Genomic DNA, 15,842 nt, shown 5'->3' with positions numbered 1-15,842 from the left:
CGCACCGCCGCCATCCGGGCACCGTCCTTTCCAACGCATTCCGAAGGAGCAAAACATGATCCCGATCCCGACCCGCCATGCCATCGCCCGACGGCGCGCGGTCATGCTGCGCCGCATCGGCGCCATCGCCGTCACGGCGGCGGCCGTATTCGGCTACCAGCGCATCGTCAACTCCGCCGAGCCGATGCGCATCGTGCCTGCAGCGACGCTCGACGAAACGCCCGGCGCGTCGCACGACGAAACGGCCGTGCTCGCCGGCGGCTGCTTCTGGGGCGTACAGGGCGTGTTCGAACACGTGAAGGGCGTGAAGCAGGTCACCGCCGGCTATGCGGGCGGCGCGTCCGAAACCGCGCACTACGCGCTCGTCGGCTCGGGGCTGACGGGGCATGCGGAATCGGTGCGGATCGTCTACGACCCGACGCAGATCACGTACGGCCGGCTGCTGCAGGTGTTCTTCTCGGTCGCGCACGACCCGACCCAACTGAACCGGCAAGGCCCCGACGAAGGCTCGCAGTACCGCTCCGCGATCTTCCCGATCACCGCGCAGCAGCGCGCGGTCGCGACCGCGTACATCGCCCAGCTCGGCAGCGCGCATGTGTTTCCGGCGCCCGTCGTTACGCGTGTCGAAGCCTACAAGGGCTTCTATCCGGCCGAGGCCTATCACCAGAACTACCTCGAACTGCATCCCGATGCGCCGTACATCGCGTTCAACGACCTGCCGAAGGTCGCCGGGCTGAAGCAGTACTTCCCGGCGCTGTACCGTACCGACCCGGTGCTGTGGCGCGAAGCGCGCTCGTGAGCCGCTGGCGAGCGTCCGCTCGCCGCATGACGACATACCGCCCGCCGCCCAGCCGCGCCACGGCCGCCACCCATCGGCGGCGGCCTCTTTGCGCCACGTCAACGAATCGACGGACGCGATGCCGGGGCAAACCCGCATCGCATCCGCCGGGTTCGGCAACTTCGCGTAGACTTCTCCTGATCCCCGCCGCATGATGCGGCACCCGGACCACCCGCCCAGCCAGGAGGCGTCACGCATGCGCGCAGTGCCTTTGCCTGACAGCAACACCCTCGAAGAACCGTCCACCGGCGCGGTCGTGCGCGACCTGCGCCGCGTGCCCATTCATCCGGATCACTGGTATCCGCTCGCGTGGTCGCGCGAGCTCAAGCGCGGCAAGACGCTCGGCGTGCGCTTCGCCGGCGATCCGATCGTGCTCGTGCGCACCGAATCGGGCGCCGTGTATGCGCTCGAAGATCGTTGCGCGCACCGCCAGGTGCCGCTGCACGCGGGCGTCGTCAGCGGCGAAACGCTGCGCTGCTGCTATCACGGCTGGACCTACGCGTGCGACAGCGGCCGCTGCGTCGACGTGCCCTACCTCGGCCGCGAGCGCTTGCCCAACGGTGTGCGCGCGTATCCGTGTCGCGAGGCGCACGGGCTGATCTTCGTGTTTCCGGGCGACGCCACGCTCGCCGAAACACGGCCGTTCCCCGCGCTCGAATCGGCGGACAACCCCGCGTACAAGACGCGCCGCTTCGGTCGCGAAGTCAAGTGCCACTACTCGTTCATGCACGAGAACCTGATGGACATGAACCATCAGTTCCTGCATCGCAAGCAGATGGGGCAGATGCGCGCGCGCTCGGTGGGCCGCCGCCGCGGCGACGACTGGGTCGAGGTCGACTACACGTTCGCGCGGATGGAAGGCAAGCAGCCGGTCGGCGAGGCGCTCGTGTTCGGCGCGAGCAAGAAGCCGGCCGACCAGTCCGACAAGAGCGTGATGACGGTGCGCACCGGCTACCCGTACCAGACGCTGCAGATTCGCTCGAGCGAAGGCACGCTCGTGATGGACCTGTGGATCGTCTACGTGCCGCTCGATGCCGAGCAGCGCACCAACCGCACGTTCGGGCTGCTGTCGATCCACAAGCCCGGCATCCCGTTCGCACTCGATCTCGCATGGCCGCTGCTCGTGTGGTTCACCGAGCGGATCTTCCGCGAGGATCGCTGGATCGTCGAACGCGAACAGGAAGCGCACGATCGCCAGGGCGCCGACTGGAACCACGAGGTGTTTCCGGTCATCAACGAGCTGCGCGACCTGCTGCGCCAGTGCGGCGCGCGCACCGTGATCCCGATTCGCGACGTGCGCGACAGCGCGTAACGCGCGGCGCGCCACGCACCGTTACAGCGTGAACGCGCCCGGCAGCAATGCGTGGGCCGTCGTGATCTCGACGGCCCCTTTCAGGTTCGCGAGAATCACTTCGATGTCGGGCTTGCCGATCTCGATGATCACCTGACGACATGCGCCGCACGGCGCGATCGGGCCGTCCGTGTCGCCCACCACCGCGAGCCGCGCGAAATCCCCGGGCCGATAGCCGGCGGCGATCGCCGCGAACAGCGCCGTGCGTTCCGCGCAATTGCACAGGCCGTACGACGCGTTCTCGACGTTGCAGCCGTGGAAGACCGTCCCGTCGCGCGCCAGCAGCGCCGCGCCGACCTTGAAGCGCGAATACGGCGCATATGCGCGTTCGCGCGCTGCCTTCGCCTGTTCGATCAGTTCGTCTCGTTCCATCGTGGTGAAGCCTCCGGGAGCGCGGTCAGTCGACGCGCTGGTAAAGGGTCGGCGGCGCTTCGCCGGTCTCGCCGAGCACGTAGCCGCGGCGGATCGCGTCCACCGCGTGCGCCGCGGCCGCTTCGTCGCGGGCGTGCACGAAACCCAGCGGCTCGCCGGCCTCGATGCGCTGCCCGATCTCGGCCAGCGCCGACAAGCCGACGCTGACGTCGATCGCGTCCTCGGCGCGCGTGCGGCCGCCGCCGAGCGCGACCACCGCGAGCCCGAGCGCGCGGCAATCGACCCGCTGCACCACGCCGCTCGCGGGCGCCGGAACCGGCACGATCACCGCCGCCCGCGCCAGATGCCGCTCGGGCGCGTCGAGCAGGTCGGCGGGGCCGCCGAGCGCGACGACCATGCGCGCGAAACGCTCGGCGGCCGCGCCCGAATCGAGCGCGTGCTGCAGCTTCTCGCGCGCGTGAGCGGCATCGCGCGCCAGCCCGCCGGTGACGAGCAGCTCCGCCGACAGCGCCATCGTCACGTCGTGCAAACGCGCGGGACGCGATTTGCCGGTCAGGTAATCGATCGCGCACGCCACCTCGAGCGCATTGCCCGCGCACGGCGCGAGCGACTGGTTCATGTCGGTGAGGATCGCGGTCGTCTTCATGCCGGCGCCATTGCCGACGTCGACGATGCCGCGGGCCAGTTCCGCCGATTTCTCCGCGGTCGGCATGAACGCGCCGGAGCCGACCTTGACGTCCATCACGAGCCCGTCGAGCCCCGCCGCGAGCTTCTTCGACAGGATCGACGCGGTGATCATCGCGACCGATTCGACGGTCGCCGTCACGTCGCGGATCGCATAGATGCGCTTGTCGGCCGGCGCGAGCCGCGCGGTCTGTCCGATGATCGCGACGCCGACTTCGCGCACCGTGCGGCGAAACGCATCCGTATCGGGCATCACGTCGTAACCGGGGATCGCGCTCAACTTGTCGAGCGTGCCGCCGGTATGGCCGAGCCCGCGCCCCGAGATCATCGGCACGTAGCCGCCGCACGCCGCCACCATCGGCCCGAGCATCAGCGACACGACGTCGCCGACGCCGCCCGTCGAATGCTTGTCGATCACCGGGCCGCCGAGATCGAGCGCACGCCAGTCGAGCACGTCGCCCGAATCGCGCTGCGCGAGCGTCAGCGCGACGCGCTCGTCGGTGCTCAGGTCGTTGAAATACACGGCCATCGCGAACGCGGCCACCTGGCCCTCGGTCACGCTGCCGTCGGTCACGCCGCGCACGAACGCGGCCATGCCGTCGCGATCGAGCGGCTGCCCGTCGCGCTTCCTGCGAATGAATTCCTGCGGTAGAAACATCGTTGCCTCGCTTCGATCGGAGTCGACTGCACGGTTCAATGCAGCGAAAAGAACAGGCCGGCAATCGCCGCGCTCATCAGGTTCGACAGCGTCGCGGCCGTCAGCGCGCGCAAGCCGAGCCGCGCGACGTCCGAGCGGCGCTCGGGCGCGACCGCGCTGAAGCCGCCCGCGAGAATCGCGATCGACGAGAAGTTCGCGAAACCGCACAGCGCGAACGACACGATCGCGAGCGTCTTCGGGTCGAGCACCTGCAGGCCGGCCGCCGCCGCGTGCGCGCCACCCTTCAGGTACGGTGACAGGTCGCCGTACGCGACGAATTCGTTGAAGATCAGTTTCTCGCCGATGAAGTTGCCGGCCAGCGTCGCATCGTGCCACGGCACGCCGATGATCCACGCGAGCGGCGCGAACAGGTGGCCGATGATACCGACCAGCGTCACCTGCGGAAAGCCCGCGAACGCGGCCGCGCCGCCGACGATCAGGTTCATCAGCGCGATGAGCCCGACGAACGCGATCAGCATCGCGCCGACGTTGATCGCGATGCGCAGGCCGACCGATGCGCCGGATGCGGCCGCCTCGATCACGTTGGCGGCGCGCTTGTCGTCGAAATCGAGGCCGTCGACCACCACGCGGCTCGGCTCGACGGTCGGAAACAGCAGCTTGCCGAACAGCAGCCCGCCCGGCACCGCCATGAACGACGCGGCGAGCAGGTACTCCATCTTCACGCCGAGGCCGGCGTAGCCGACCAGCACCGAGCCCGCGACCGACGCCATCCCGCTCGCCATCACCGTGAAGATCTCGGCGGTCGTCATGTTGCGCACGAACGGCTTCACGAGCGCGGGCATCTCGCTCTGCCCGAGGAAGATCGTCGCGACGGCCGAGCATGCCTCGATGCGGCTCACGCCGAGCACCTTCGCCAACCCCGCGCCGAGGATCGCGACGATCCATTTCATCACGCCGATGTAGTACAGCACCGAGATCAGCGCGGTGACGAAGATGATCATCGGCAGCACGCGCAGGCCGAACACGAACCCGCCGTCGCCGAACAACTGGAACATGCGCGCGTCGACCAGCCCGCCGAACACGAACGCGATGCCGTGATTGCCCATGTCGAGCACGCGATTGACGCCGTTCGCGGCCGCGGCCAGCGCCGCACGGCCCGACGGCACGAACAGGACGAGCGCACCGATCGCGAACTGCGTGAGCAGCGCGGCGATCATGGTCCGCGCGCTGACCGCACGACGGTTGTTCGACAGCAGATACGCGACCAGCAACAGAAACAGCATGCCGAGGAGACTGCGCAGAATATCCACCTTGTGCTCCTTTCTCACTATTTGAACTGTCCGGCGGGCGGCCCGTGCCCGCGACCCGTGCGATCGGGTTGGTGGATGTTACTCGCTCGATATGCGCGCCGGCAACGTCGCCAAAATCGCCGCGGTCAATGGCATCGATCGTTTCTTTTTTCGTGTCTCGACGACTTGATCAGTTGTTCTACCTACCCTGCGAAAACGCGCGGGGCGCGCCGTTCGAACGGACACGCCCCGCATGACTTGCGTCGTTCAACCGGCGCGTTCGACCGGATGCGGCTCGCGCAGCCGGTTCGCGATCCGCGCGGCCTCGTAGTAGCCCGCGCCCGGCGGGCGCTTCAGGTAGCGGCCCGCGCCGCGCACCGCGCGCAATTCGCCGTCGGCCCATGCGAGTGCGCCGCGCGTGAGCGTATGCGTCGCGACGCCCTGCACCGTCATCCCCTCGAACACGTTGAAGTCGACCTGCTGGTGATGGGTCTTCACCGAGATCGTCTTCGTCGCGGCCGGGTCCCACACGACGAGGTCGGCATCGGCGCCAACCTGCACGGCGCCCTTGCGCGGATACAGGTTGAAGATCTGCGCGGCATTGGTCGACGTGATCCGCACGAACTCGTTCGGCGTGATGCGGCCGTGATTCACGCCGTGATGCCACAGCACCGACATGCGATCCTCGACACCGCCGCAGCCGTTCGGGATCTTCGTGAAATCCTCGCGGCCCATCGCCTTCTGCGACGCGCAGAATACGCAGTGATCGGTCGCCGTCGTATGCAGCTGCCCCGACTGCAGCCCGCGCCACAGCGCCTCGCGATGCTCGGCCGAGCGGAACGGCGGGCTCATCACGTGAGCCGCCGCGCGCGTCCAGTCCGGATCGCGATAAACGGCCTCGTCGATCACGAGGTGGCCCGGCAGCACTTCGCCGAACACACGCAGCCCTTCGCTGCGCGCGCGGGTGATCACGTCCACCGCGTCCTTCGCCGACACGTGCACGATATACACGGGCACGCCGAGCACCTGCGCGATGCGGATCGCGCGGTTCGCCGCCTCGCCTTCCACCTCCGGCGGCCGCGACAGCGGATGCGCCTCCGGCCCCGTGATCCCGCGTGCGAGCAGCGCCTTTTGCAGCTGGAACACGAGCTCACCGTTTTCCGCGTGCACGGTCGGCAGCGCGCCGAGTTCGAGCGAACGCGTGAAGCTGTTCACGAGCACCTCGTCGTCGGCCATGATCGCGTTCTTGTACGCCATGAAGTGCTTGAAGCTCGACACGCCATGCTCGCGCACGAGCGTGCCCATGTCGCGGTGCACGCTGTCGTCCCACCACGTCACGGCCACGTGGAAACCGTAGTCGGAAGCCGCCTTCTCGGCCCAGCCGCGCCATTCGCGGAACGCCTCCATCAGCGGCTGCTTCGGGCTCGGAATCACGAAATCGATGATGCTCGTCGTGCCGCCCGACAGCCCGGCCGCGGTGCCCGAGTAGAAATCGTCGCTCGCGGTCGTGCCCATGAACGGCAGTTCCATGTGCGTGTGCGGGTCGATGCCACCCGGCATCACGTACTGGTCGTGCGCGTCGACCACGGTTGCGCCGGCCGGCGCGTCGATCTGCTCTGCAATCTGCAGGATCGTGCCGCCGTCCTGCGGGTCCGCGCAGAGCACGTCCGCACGATAGGAACGGTCCGCATCGACCACGGTGCCGCCACGAATCAGGATTGCCATTTCGTTGCCTCCTCGTTGACTGTCGGTGCCGCATGCCGCGCGCGAGCCGCATCCGGCCCGCGCGTGCGTCATGCGCTCGCGATCTGCGCGCGCTGTCCGGCGCGCCACTTCATCCAGGTGCCGTACACGCCCGACGCCAGCACGAGGCCGACGAACCACGCGTACGTGTAAAGCGTGTTGAAGAACGCCGGCACGTTCGGGAACGACACCGGAAACGCCGTATGCAGGAAGCCCGGCAGGTTCGGCAGCACGCCGACCGCGAGCGCGGCCAGCGCGGCCGGGTTCCAGCCCCGCGCGTAGCTGAAATCGCCGCGCTCGTCGAACAGTGCGCGCGTGTCGAGCTGCGTGCCGCGAATCAGGAAATAGTCGACCATCAGGATGCCCGCGACCGGCCCGAGCAGCGCCGAATAACCGACGAGCCAGGTGAAGATGTAGCCGTCCGTCGTCGCGAGGATCTTCCACGGCATCATCACGATCGCGATCGTCGCGGTGATCATCCCGCCCGTACGGTACGAGATCGCTTTCGGCCACAGGCTCGAAAAATCGTATGCAGGACCGACGAGATTCGCCGCGAGGTTGCAGCACATCGTGTCGAGCGTGAGGATCACGAGCGCGATGCCCACGCCGATGCCGGTCATCCGGCTCGTCAGGTCGATCGGATCCCAGATCGCGTTGCCGTAGATCACGACGGTCGCCGACGTCACGACGACCGACACCACCGACAGCAGCGCCATCGGCAGCGGCAGCCCGATCGACTGCCCGATCATCTGGTCGCGCTGCGAATGCGCGAAACGCGTGAAATCGGGAATGTTCAGCGCGAGCGTCGCCCAGAAGCCGACCATCGCGGTCAGGCCCGGCCAGAAGGTCGCCCAGAAGAGCCCGGCCTTCTTGCCGCCCGCCGCGAACTGCGACGGCGCCGACAGCATCGAGCCGACACCGCCCGCCTGCGACGTTGCCCACCACACGAGCGCCACGCACATCACGACCTTGATCGGCGCGGACCAGCTTTCGAGCCAGCGGATCGAATCGGTGCCGTGCCAGATGAAATACAGCTGCAGCGCCCAGAACACGAGGAAGCACGCGAGTTGCCCGAACGAGATGCCGACGACGGGCAGCGCCGCGCCGTGCAGCGCGTTGCCGGTCAGGATGTTCAGCAGCGTGTAGATCGCGCTGCCGCCGAGCCAGGTCTGGATGCCGTACCAGCCGCAGGCAACGATCGCGCGCAGCAGCGCGGGCAGCTTCGCGCCCTGCGTACCGAACGACGCGCGCACGAGCACCGCGTACGGAATCCCGTGCTTCGCGCCTGCATGGCCGATCAGCAGCATCGGCACGAGCACGATCAGGTTGCCGAGCAGCACCGTCATCACCGCCTGCCACGGCGACATGCCTTCCTGGATCAAGCCGGCCGCGAGCATGTACGACGCGATGTTCATCACCATCCCGACCCACAGCGCCGCGAAGTGGTACCACTTCCACGTGCGCTGCGCCGGCGTCGTCGGCGCGAGGTCGTCGTTGTACAGGCTGCCGCCGTGCGCCGCGGCGCTGTCGGGATCGGCGGGAATCGCTGCGTGATTCATCGAACACACTCCACGAAAACGTCGGCGCCGGCATCGTGCGATGCCGGCCCGGGGAAACGAAAAGCGGCGGCGCGGTCCATGCCGCGCCGCCGGACCTCGGTCAGGCCGCCTTCGCGTGCTTCTCGGGCGCCGCCGCCGGGCCACTCGCACCAGCCTCCGCGCTCGCCGGATTGTTCGGATGCGTGGTCCAGTTCGCGTAGTCGCCCGAATCGACGCGCTCCATCGTGATGCATTGCTCGACCGGACACACATGCATGCAAAGATTGCACCCGACGCATTCCGAATCGATCACTTCGAAGTGCCGCACGCCGTCCTTCGTCGCCGTGATCGCCTGATGCGACGTGTCCTCGCACGCGATATGGCACAGCCCGCACTGGATGCAGCGATCCTGGTCGATGCGCGCCTTGATGTCGTACTTCAGGTTCAGGTATTTCCAGTCGGTCACGTTCGGCACCGCGCGGCCGCGAATGTCGTCGAGCGTTGCGTAGCCCTTCTCGTCCATCCAGTTCGACAGGCCGTCGGCGAGATCCGACACGATCCGGAATCCGTAATGCATCGCGGCGGTGCACACCTGCACGCTGCCGGCGCCAAGCACCATGAACTCGGCCGCATCGCGCCACGACGAGATGCCGCCGATGCCCGAGATCGGCAGGTCCGGCGTTTCCGGGTCGCGGGCGATCTCCGCGACCATGTTCAGCGCGATCGGCTTGACCGCCGGCCCGCAATAGCCGCCGTGCGTGCCCTTGCCGTCGACGGTCGGCATCGGCGCCATCTGGTCGAGATCGACCGCGACGATCGAGTTGATCGTGTTGATCAGCGACACGCCGTCCGCGCCGCCCTTGTACGCGGCGCGCGAGCCCATCCGGATATCGCTGATGTTCGGCGTGAGCTTCACGAGGCACGGCAGCTTCGTGCCTTCCTTCACCCAGCGCGTGACCATCTCGACGTATTCGGGCACCTGCCCGACCGCCGCGCCCATCCCGCGCTCGCTCATCCCGTGCGGGCAGCCGAAGTTGAGTTCGACCGCGTCGGCCCCGGTGTCCTCGACGAGCGGCAGGATCCATTTCCAGTCGCGCTCGTTGCACGGCACCATCAGCGACACGATCAGCGCGCGGTCCGGCCAGTCGCGTTTCACCTGCGCGATCTCTCTCAGGTTCACGTCGAGCGGACGGTCGGTGATCAGCTCGATGTTGTTCAGCCCCGCGATGCGCTGGCCGTTCCACTGCACCGCGCCGTAACGCGAACTGACGTTGACGACGTGCGGATCGAGCCCGAGCGTCTTCCAGACGACGCCACCCCAGCCCGCCTCGAAGGCGCGATTGACGTTGTAGGCCTTGTCGGTGGGCGGCGCGGACGCCAGCCAGAAGGGATTCGGCGAAGTGATGCCTGCGATGGTGCAGCGAAGGTCGGCCATGTTCGGCTCCGTGAGAATGGGGTCGTGTTCGGTGTGCGTGCGGTGCGTCGCGCGGTCAGGCCGCCTTCGCGTCGCGCGCGGCAAGCGTGGCGTCGATCGACGCGGCCGCGCGCTTGCCGTCCTGCACGGCCTGCACCGTGAGGTCGACGCCCTCCGTCGCCGCGCAGTCGCCACCGGCCCATACGTCCGGCAGCGCCGTGCGTCCGTCCGCATCCACCGCGATGCGTGTGCCGTCCGCAGTCAGCAGCGCGGCTTCGACACCGTCCGGCACCAGCGTCTGGCCGATCGCCTTCAGCACCATGTCCGCGTCGACGGTGAAGCGCTCGCCCGATGCGCCTTCGAATTCGACGCCCGTCACCTGCCCGTCCGTGCCCGCGATGCGCGTCGGCTTCGCGTGCGTGACGAGCGTGACGCCGCTCTTCTGCGCGAACTCGCGTTCGGCCCACGTCGCGCTCATCGCGTCCACGCCGCGCCGATACACCATCGTCACGCGCTCCGCACCGAGCTTGCGGCTCTGCACCGCCGCATCGATCGCCGTATTGCCGCCGCCGATCACGACCACGCGTCGCCCGACCGGCACGTTCTCCAGTCCGTCCGCCTGCCGCACCTGCTCGATGAAATCGACCGCGTTCATCACGCCGCCCAGTTGCTCGCCGTCGATCGCAAGCGCACGCACGCCGCCGAGGCCCATCGCAAGGAATACCGCGTCGTGTTGCTCGCGCAGCGTGTCGAGCGTCACGTCGCGGCCAAGCGCCATACCCGTTTCCAGCGTGATGCCGCCCACCGAAAGCAACCACTCGACTTCGCGTTGCGCGAAATCGTCGACGGTCTTGTACGCGGCAATCCCGTATTCGTTGAGGCCGCCGGCCTTCGGGCGCGCGTCGAACAGCGTGACACGATGCCCGGCGAGCGCGAGCCGGTGCGCGCATGCGAGCCCGGCCGGCCCCGCGCCGACCACCGCCACATGGCGACCCGTCTCGGGCGCGCGCCGGAACTGCACCGCGCCGGTCTGCATCGCCCAGTCGGTCGCGTGCCGCTGCAGCGCGCCGATCGCGACGGGTTGTGCATCCTGATGGTTGCGCACGCATGCGCCTTCGCACAGGATCTCCGTCGGGCACACGCGAGCGCACATCCCGCCGAGCGGATTCGCGGACAGGATGTCGGTCGCCGCGCCTTTCAGGTTGCCGTTGCCGATCTTGCGGATGAAGCTCGGGATGTCGATCTGCGTCGGGCACGCATGCACGCACGGCGCGTCGTAGCAGTAGTGACAGCGGCTTGCGGCGGCCGCCGCGGCAGTCGGATCGAGCAGCGGCGCGATATCGGCGAATTCGCACGAGAGTTGCGTGGACGACAGGCGATGCGCGGCGATATCGCCGATTGGCTGGGTGGTCATACGCGTTCCTTCGACTGGGTGGAGACAAAGCCGTCCCCGCCGGCTGCGCATGCACAGTCGGGGCGGTCATGCTTAGGAATGCAAATATCTGACGTGACGCAGCCTCACGGCCGCTACGGTCGATCCATCACGAGGCCGGCTCGCATGCGCGCGACAGCATCGCGTGCAGCAGCACGTTCGCGCCGGCCTCGATCCATGCGGGCGTCGCGTCCTCGATCTCGTTGTGGCTGATGCCGTCGATGCAGGGCACGAACACCATCGACGTCGGCGCGACCTGCGCCAGATAGCACGCGTCGTGGCCCGCACCCGACACGATGTCGCGATGCGAGTAGCCGAAGCGGTCGGCCGCGCCGCGCACGGCCGCCACGCACTCAGGATCGAACGCGACCGGCTTGTAGTAGAAAATCTGCTCGAGTTCGGTGTCGAGCCCGATGTCGGCCGCGATGCGTGCGACGCCGTCGCGCAGCGCCGCATCCATCTTCGCGAGCACGGCGTCGTCCGGATGACGGAAATCGACGGTGAAGAACACGCGGCCGGGAATCACGTTGCGCGAGTTCGGGTGGACCTGCATCATGCCGACCGTCGCGCAGCCGAACGGGGCATGATCGAGGCCGATCCGGTTGACGAGGTCGACCACGCGCGACGCGCCGAGCAGCGCGTCACGGCGGCGCGGCATCGGCGTCGGCCCCGCGTGCGCCTCCTGGCCGGTAAACGTGATCTCGTACCAGCGCTGCCCCTGCGCGTCGGTCACGACACCGATCGTCTTGCATTCCGCTTCGAGAATCGGCCCTTGCTCGATATGCAGCTCGAACGCCGCGTGCAGCTTGCGCCCGCCGCACGGCACGTCGCCCGCATAGCCGATGCGCGCGAGCTCCTCGCCGATCGTCTTGCCGTCCACGTCCTTGCGCGACAGCCCGTATTCGAGCGGAAACACACCCGCGAACACGCCCGACGCGACCATCGCGGGCGCGAAGCGCGAGCCCTCCTCGTTGGTCCAGATCACGACCTCGACCGGATGCTCGGTCTCGATGCCGTGATCGTTCAGACTGCGAATCACCTCGAGGCCGCCGAGCACGCCGTAGATACCGTCGAAGCGCCCGCCGGTCGGCTGCGAATCCGCGTGCGAACCCGTGACGACCGGCGCCGCGTCGGCCACGCGGCCCGCGCGACGCATGAACACGTTGCCCATCGTATCGACCGTCACCGTGCAGCCGGCGGCCTTCGCCCAGCCGACGATCAGGTCGCGGCCGGCCTTGTCGAGATCGGTGAGCGCGAGGCGGCACACGCCGCCCTTCGGCGTCGCGCCGATCTTCGCGACTTCCATCAGGCTGTCCCACAACCGCTTGCCGTCGACCCTGATCGACGTGTCGAAAGCTGCCCGCTTCACTGTTTCCGATACCGCGCTCATTCGTATCGCTCCTGGGGGGTCGGTGATGTCGCCAGCCCGGTCTGTGCCGGTGCGTGCGAGGCCTGTTTCGGGGCACGCCGCACGGATGCGGTGCATGTCCGTCGATGCAGGCAACGCGTTAAATCCTGTCCGATTGGACAGGTTTTAGACGATCAAAATGGCCAGCGCAACGTCTTTCTTGCGTGACGCGACAGAGCGAGAAACGTGCCATCGCAACGCAGCATCGTCGTGACTGCAGCGCCGCCACATCCGTGCGCGCGACGCGAATCAGCGGCTAGAATGAAGCCCAACGCGGCATGGCCGCCGCGCGAGGGAAACGATGAGACATGACGAGGCGGCAATCGCAGCCACCGACCGTGACGAAACGCCGGCGCCTTTGCGGCGACGCAAGGCGCATATTCGCGAGTCCAACGAAGCGCATCTGCTCGCGTGCGCGGAAACCGTATTCGCGGAACGTGGGCTCGCCGGCGCCAGCACCGCGATGATCGCAGAGCGCGCCGGCTTGCCGAAGGCGAACTAGCACTACTACTTCCCGACCAAGCTCGCGCTGTACCGCCGCGTGCTCGACGACCTGTTCGAGGACTGGCATCGCGCGGCCGGCTCGTTCGAGGCCGACGACGATCCGGTCGAAGCGATCGGCAGCTACGTGCGCGCGAAGATGACGCTGTCGCAGCGGCGCCCGCTCGGCTCGAAGGTGTGGGCCAACGAAATCATTCACGGCGCGGAGCACATGCAGGACATCCTGTCGCAACGCGTGAAGCCGTGGTTCGACGCGCGCGTCAGGGTGATCGAAGGCTGGATCGCGCGCGGGCTGCTCGCGCCGATCGACCCGCATGCGCTGATGTACCTGATCTGGGCGACCACGCAGCACTATGCGGATTTCGATGCGCAGATTCGCGCGCTGAGCGGCAAGCGCGCGTTCACGAAGAAGGCGTTCGACGAGAAAACCGAGCAGGTCGTGCAGCTCGTGATTCGCGCGTGCGGCGCGGTGTCGCCGAACGCGAAGCCTTAACGCGACACGACGCTTTCATCGAATAAAAACGGGCGGCGCGCATCACACGGAGATGTCCCGTGCGATACGCGCCGCCCGTGATGCCGCGTTCGCGCGTGCGAACGATGCGACGCGATGCGTGATGCGACGTCTTACGCGATGCGCTCGATCGCAACGGCCGTTGCTTCGCCGCCGCCGATACACAGCGATGCGACGCCGCGCGTCAGGCCATACGTTTCGAGCGCGGCCAGCAGCGTCACCATCACGCGCGCACCCGATGCGCCGATCGGATGCCCGAGCGCGCACGCGCCGCCGTGCACGTTCACCTTCTCGTGCGGCAGATCGAGGTCGCGCATCGCGGCCATCGGCACCACCGCGAACGCTTCGTTGATCTCGAACAGGTCGACGTCGCGCAGGTTCCAGCCGGTTTTCTCCGACAGCTTGCGCAGCGCGCCGATCGGTGCGGTCGCGAACAGGCCGGGCTTGTCCGCATGAGTCGCATGCCCGACGATCACGGCCTTCGGCGTGAGGCCGAGGCGCTCGGCTTCCGAGCGGCGCATCATCACCAGCGCGGCCGCACCGTCCGAGATCGACGATGCGTTCGCGGCCGTCACCGTGCCGCCGTCGCGAAACGCCGGCTTCAGCGTCGGGATCTTGTCGAGTTTCGCCTTGCCGGGCTGCTCGTCGATCGACACGACGCTTTCCGTCTTGCCGGCCTTCACGGTCACCGGCGCGATTTCCGACACGAACCGCCCTTCCGCGATCGCGCGCTGCGCCCGCGTCAGCGACGCAATCGCGAACGCATCCTGCGCTTCGCGGGTGAACTGGTACGCCTGCGCGCAATCCTCGGCGAAGGTGCCCATCAGGCGGCCCTTTTCATACGCGTCCTCGAGCCCGTCGAGGAACATGTGATCGAGCACCTGTCCGTGACCCATGCGCATGCCCGCGCGCGCCTTCGGCAGCAGATACGGCGCATTCGTCATGCTCTCCATCCCGCCCGCCACGGCCACGCGCGCCGAACCCGCCAGCAGCAGGTCGTGCGCGAACATCGCCGCCTTCATCCCCGAACCGCACATCTTGTTGACCGTGGTCGCGCCCGCCGCGAGCGGCAGCCCGGCCTTCAGCGCGGCCTGTCGCGCGGGCGCCTGGCCCTGGCCGGCCGGCAGCACGCAGCCGAACACGATTTCCTCGATGCGTTCGGCCGGCACGTTCGCGCGCTCGAGCGCGGCGCGAATCGCCACCGCGCCAAGGTCGCTCGCGCTCGCCGCCGCCAGGTCGCCCTGAAAACCACCCATCGGCGTGCGCGCCGCACCCACGATTACGATCGGATCCTGAGTCGTCATGATTCGTTTCCTCCAGTGTCAGCGCGGTGCCATGCGCAACGCGCCATCGAGACGGATGACTTCGCCGTTCAGCATCGTGTTCTCGGCGATGTGGCGCACCAGCGCCGCAAATTCTTCCGGGCGGCCGAGCCGCGGCGGGAACGGCACGCTCTTGCCGAGCGCGTCCTGCACGTCCTGCGGCATGCCGGCCATCATCGGCGTCGCGAAGATGCCGGGCGCGACCGTCACGACGCGAATGCCGAAGCGCGCGAGTTCGCGCGCGATCGGCAGCGTCATGCCCACCACGCCGCTCTTCGACGCCGCATACGCGGCCTGTCCGATCTGTCCGTCGAACGCCGCGACCGACGCGGTGTTGATGATCACGCCGCGCTCGCCTTCCGCATCGGCCTCCTGCTTCGACATCGCTTCGGCAGCCAGCCGAATCATGTTGAACGTGCCGACGAGGTTGATCGACACCGCCCGCGCGAAGCGGTCGAGCGAGTGTGGGCCATCGCGGCCGACGACCTTCTCGCCCGGCGCGACGCCCGCGCAGTTGACGAGCGCATCGACGCGGCCGAACGCGTCGCGCGCGGCCGCGACGGCCGCCTGACCGTCGGCTTCGCTCGTCACGTCGGTCTTCACGAACCGTGCGGCCGCGCCGAGTTCATTCGCGAGACCCGCGCCCGCCTCGTCATTGACGTCCAGCAGCATGGCCTTGCCGCCTTGCGCGACGACCATGCGCGCCACCGCGGCGCCGAGGCCGGAGCCGGCGCCCGTAATCAGAAAAACGCGATCCTTGATATTCATTGGCAGTCCGTAT

At 68.0% G+C, this 15,842-nt stretch carries 12 protein-coding genes and 1 pseudogene; 3 read left to right on the top strand and 10 right to left on the bottom strand.

Features of this window, described 5'->3' with window-relative positions; all coding sequences use genetic code 11:
• Positions 1-55 precede the first annotated feature (55 nt).
• Positions 56-799 carry a peptide-methionine (S)-S-oxide reductase MsrA gene (msrA, locus tag SY91_RS32170; RefSeq protein ID WP_006481493.1) on the top strand — a complete coding sequence of 248 codons (744 nt, stop codon included), beginning with the start codon at positions 56-58 and terminating at the stop codon, positions 797-799.
• Positions 800-1,034: 235 nt separating this feature from the next.
• Complete coding sequence (locus SY91_RS32165) at positions 1,035-2,150, top strand: aromatic ring-hydroxylating oxygenase subunit alpha (protein ID WP_023476501.1); 1,116 nt, start codon at positions 1,035-1,037, stop codon at positions 2,148-2,150.
• Between the two features lie 21 nt (positions 2,151-2,171).
• On the opposite strand, the gene SY91_RS32160 is transcribed toward SY91_RS32165, so the two are convergent.
• The 8 genes from SY91_RS32160 to SY91_RS32125 form a co-directional block, all read right to left on the bottom strand.
• Complete coding sequence (locus SY91_RS32160) at positions 2,172-2,561, bottom strand: cytidine deaminase (protein ID WP_006481495.1); 390 nt, start codon at positions 2,559-2,561, stop codon at positions 2,172-2,174.
• 25 nt (positions 2,562-2,586) lie between these two features.
• Positions 2,587-3,903 (bottom strand): thymidine phosphorylase, encoded by a 1,317-nt coding sequence (deoA, locus tag SY91_RS32155; RefSeq protein ID WP_006481496.1) that lies wholly within the window; start codon positions 3,901-3,903, stop codon positions 2,587-2,589.
• A 35-nt stretch (positions 3,904-3,938) separates the two neighbouring features.
• A complete protein-coding gene (locus tag SY91_RS32150; protein WP_023476502.1) occupies positions 3,939-5,213 on the bottom strand; it encodes a NupC/NupG family nucleoside CNT transporter in 1,275 nt (424 codons plus the stop codon).
• Between the two features lie 246 nt (positions 5,214-5,459).
• The gene (gene hydA, locus SY91_RS32145) at positions 5,460-6,917 is read right to left on the bottom strand and encodes a dihydropyrimidinase (protein WP_023476503.1); all 1,458 of its coding nucleotides are present in this window, start codon (positions 6,915-6,917) and stop codon (positions 5,460-5,462) included.
• 68 nt (positions 6,918-6,985) lie between these two features.
• The gene (locus tag SY91_RS32140) at positions 6,986-8,494 is read right to left on the bottom strand and encodes an NCS1 family nucleobase:cation symporter-1 (protein ID WP_023476504.1); all 1,509 of its coding nucleotides are present in this window, start codon (positions 8,492-8,494) and stop codon (positions 6,986-6,988) included.
• A gap of 100 nt (positions 8,495-8,594) precedes the next feature.
• Positions 8,595-9,908, bottom strand: a complete 1,314-nt coding sequence (gene preA / locus SY91_RS32135) for an NAD-dependent dihydropyrimidine dehydrogenase subunit PreA (protein ID WP_023476505.1) — start codon at positions 9,906-9,908, stop codon at positions 8,595-8,597.
• Positions 9,909-9,963: 55 nt separating this feature from the next.
• Positions 9,964-11,301 carry an NAD(P)-dependent oxidoreductase gene (locus tag SY91_RS32130; RefSeq protein ID WP_023476506.1) on the bottom strand — a complete coding sequence of 446 codons (1,338 nt, stop codon included), beginning with the start codon at positions 11,299-11,301 and terminating at the stop codon, positions 9,964-9,966.
• Positions 11,302-11,428: 127 nt separating this feature from the next.
• On the bottom strand, positions 11,429-12,709 hold the full coding sequence (locus tag SY91_RS32125; protein ID WP_034175573.1) for a Zn-dependent hydrolase: 1,281 nt from the start codon (positions 12,707-12,709) through the stop codon (positions 11,429-11,431).
• Positions 12,710-13,028: 319 nt separating this feature from the next.
• On the opposite strand from SY91_RS32125, the pseudogene SY91_RS32120 reads away from it, so the two are divergent.
• Positions 13,029-13,721 (top strand): annotated as a pseudogene (locus SY91_RS32120) (TetR family transcriptional regulator C-terminal domain-containing protein).
• Between the two features lie 131 nt (positions 13,722-13,852).
• Here SY91_RS32120 and SY91_RS32115 read toward each other — a convergent pair.
• Together SY91_RS32115 and SY91_RS32110 are read right to left on the bottom strand one after the other, a co-directional pair.
• On the bottom strand, positions 13,853-15,043 hold the full coding sequence (locus SY91_RS32115) for an acetyl-CoA C-acyltransferase (protein ID WP_006481503.1): 1,191 nt from the start codon (positions 15,041-15,043) through the stop codon (positions 13,853-13,855).
• Positions 15,044-15,061: 18 nt separating this feature from the next.
• On the bottom strand, positions 15,062-15,829 hold the full coding sequence (locus SY91_RS32110) for a 3-hydroxyacyl-CoA dehydrogenase (RefSeq protein WP_006481504.1): 768 nt from the start codon (positions 15,827-15,829) through the stop codon (positions 15,062-15,064).
• Between the last annotated feature and the right edge of the window lie 13 nt (positions 15,830-15,842).

The sequence above is a fragment of the Burkholderia cenocepacia genome, from assembly GCF_014211915.1.
In the GTDB taxonomy this organism is placed as follows: Bacteria; Pseudomonadota; Gammaproteobacteria; order Burkholderiales; family Burkholderiaceae; genus Burkholderia; species Burkholderia orbicola.
Note: the sequence above shows the minus strand (reverse complement) of the source record. Positions and strands in the feature narration are given on the sequence as shown.

Coding starts and splice junctions, on each gene's coding strand:
- msrA (WP_006481493.1), top strand. CDS start 56: ATGATCCCGATCCCGACCCGCCATGCCATCGCCCGACGGCGCGCGGTC.
- SY91_RS32165 (WP_023476501.1), top strand. CDS start 1,035: ATGCGCGCAGTGCCTTTGCCTGACAGCAACACCCTCGAAGAACCGTCC.
- SY91_RS32160 (WP_006481495.1), bottom strand. CDS start 2,561: ATGGAACGAGACGAACTGATCGAACAGGCGAAGGCAGCGCGCGAACGC.
- deoA (WP_006481496.1), bottom strand. CDS start 3,903: ATGTTTCTACCGCAGGAATTCATTCGCAGGAAGCGCGACGGGCAGCCG.
- hydA (WP_023476503.1), bottom strand. CDS start 6,917: ATGGCAATCCTGATTCGTGGCGGCACCGTGGTCGATGCGGACCGTTCC.
- SY91_RS32140 (WP_023476504.1), bottom strand. CDS start 8,494: ATGAATCACGCAGCGATTCCCGCCGATCCCGACAGCGCCGCGGCGCAC.
- preA (WP_023476505.1), bottom strand. CDS start 9,908: ATGGCCGACCTTCGCTGCACCATCGCAGGCATCACTTCGCCGAATCCC.
- SY91_RS32130 (WP_023476506.1), bottom strand. CDS start 11,301: ATGACCACCCAGCCAATCGGCGATATCGCCGCGCATCGCCTGTCGTCC.
- SY91_RS32125 (WP_034175573.1), bottom strand. CDS start 12,709: ATGAGCGCGGTATCGGAAACAGTGAAGCGGGCAGCTTTCGACACGTCG.
- SY91_RS32115 (WP_006481503.1), bottom strand. CDS start 15,043: ATGACGACTCAGGATCCGATCGTAATCGTGGGTGCGGCGCGCACGCCG.
- SY91_RS32110 (WP_006481504.1), bottom strand. CDS start 15,829: ATGAATATCAAGGATCGCGTTTTTCTGATTACGGGCGCCGGCTCCGGC.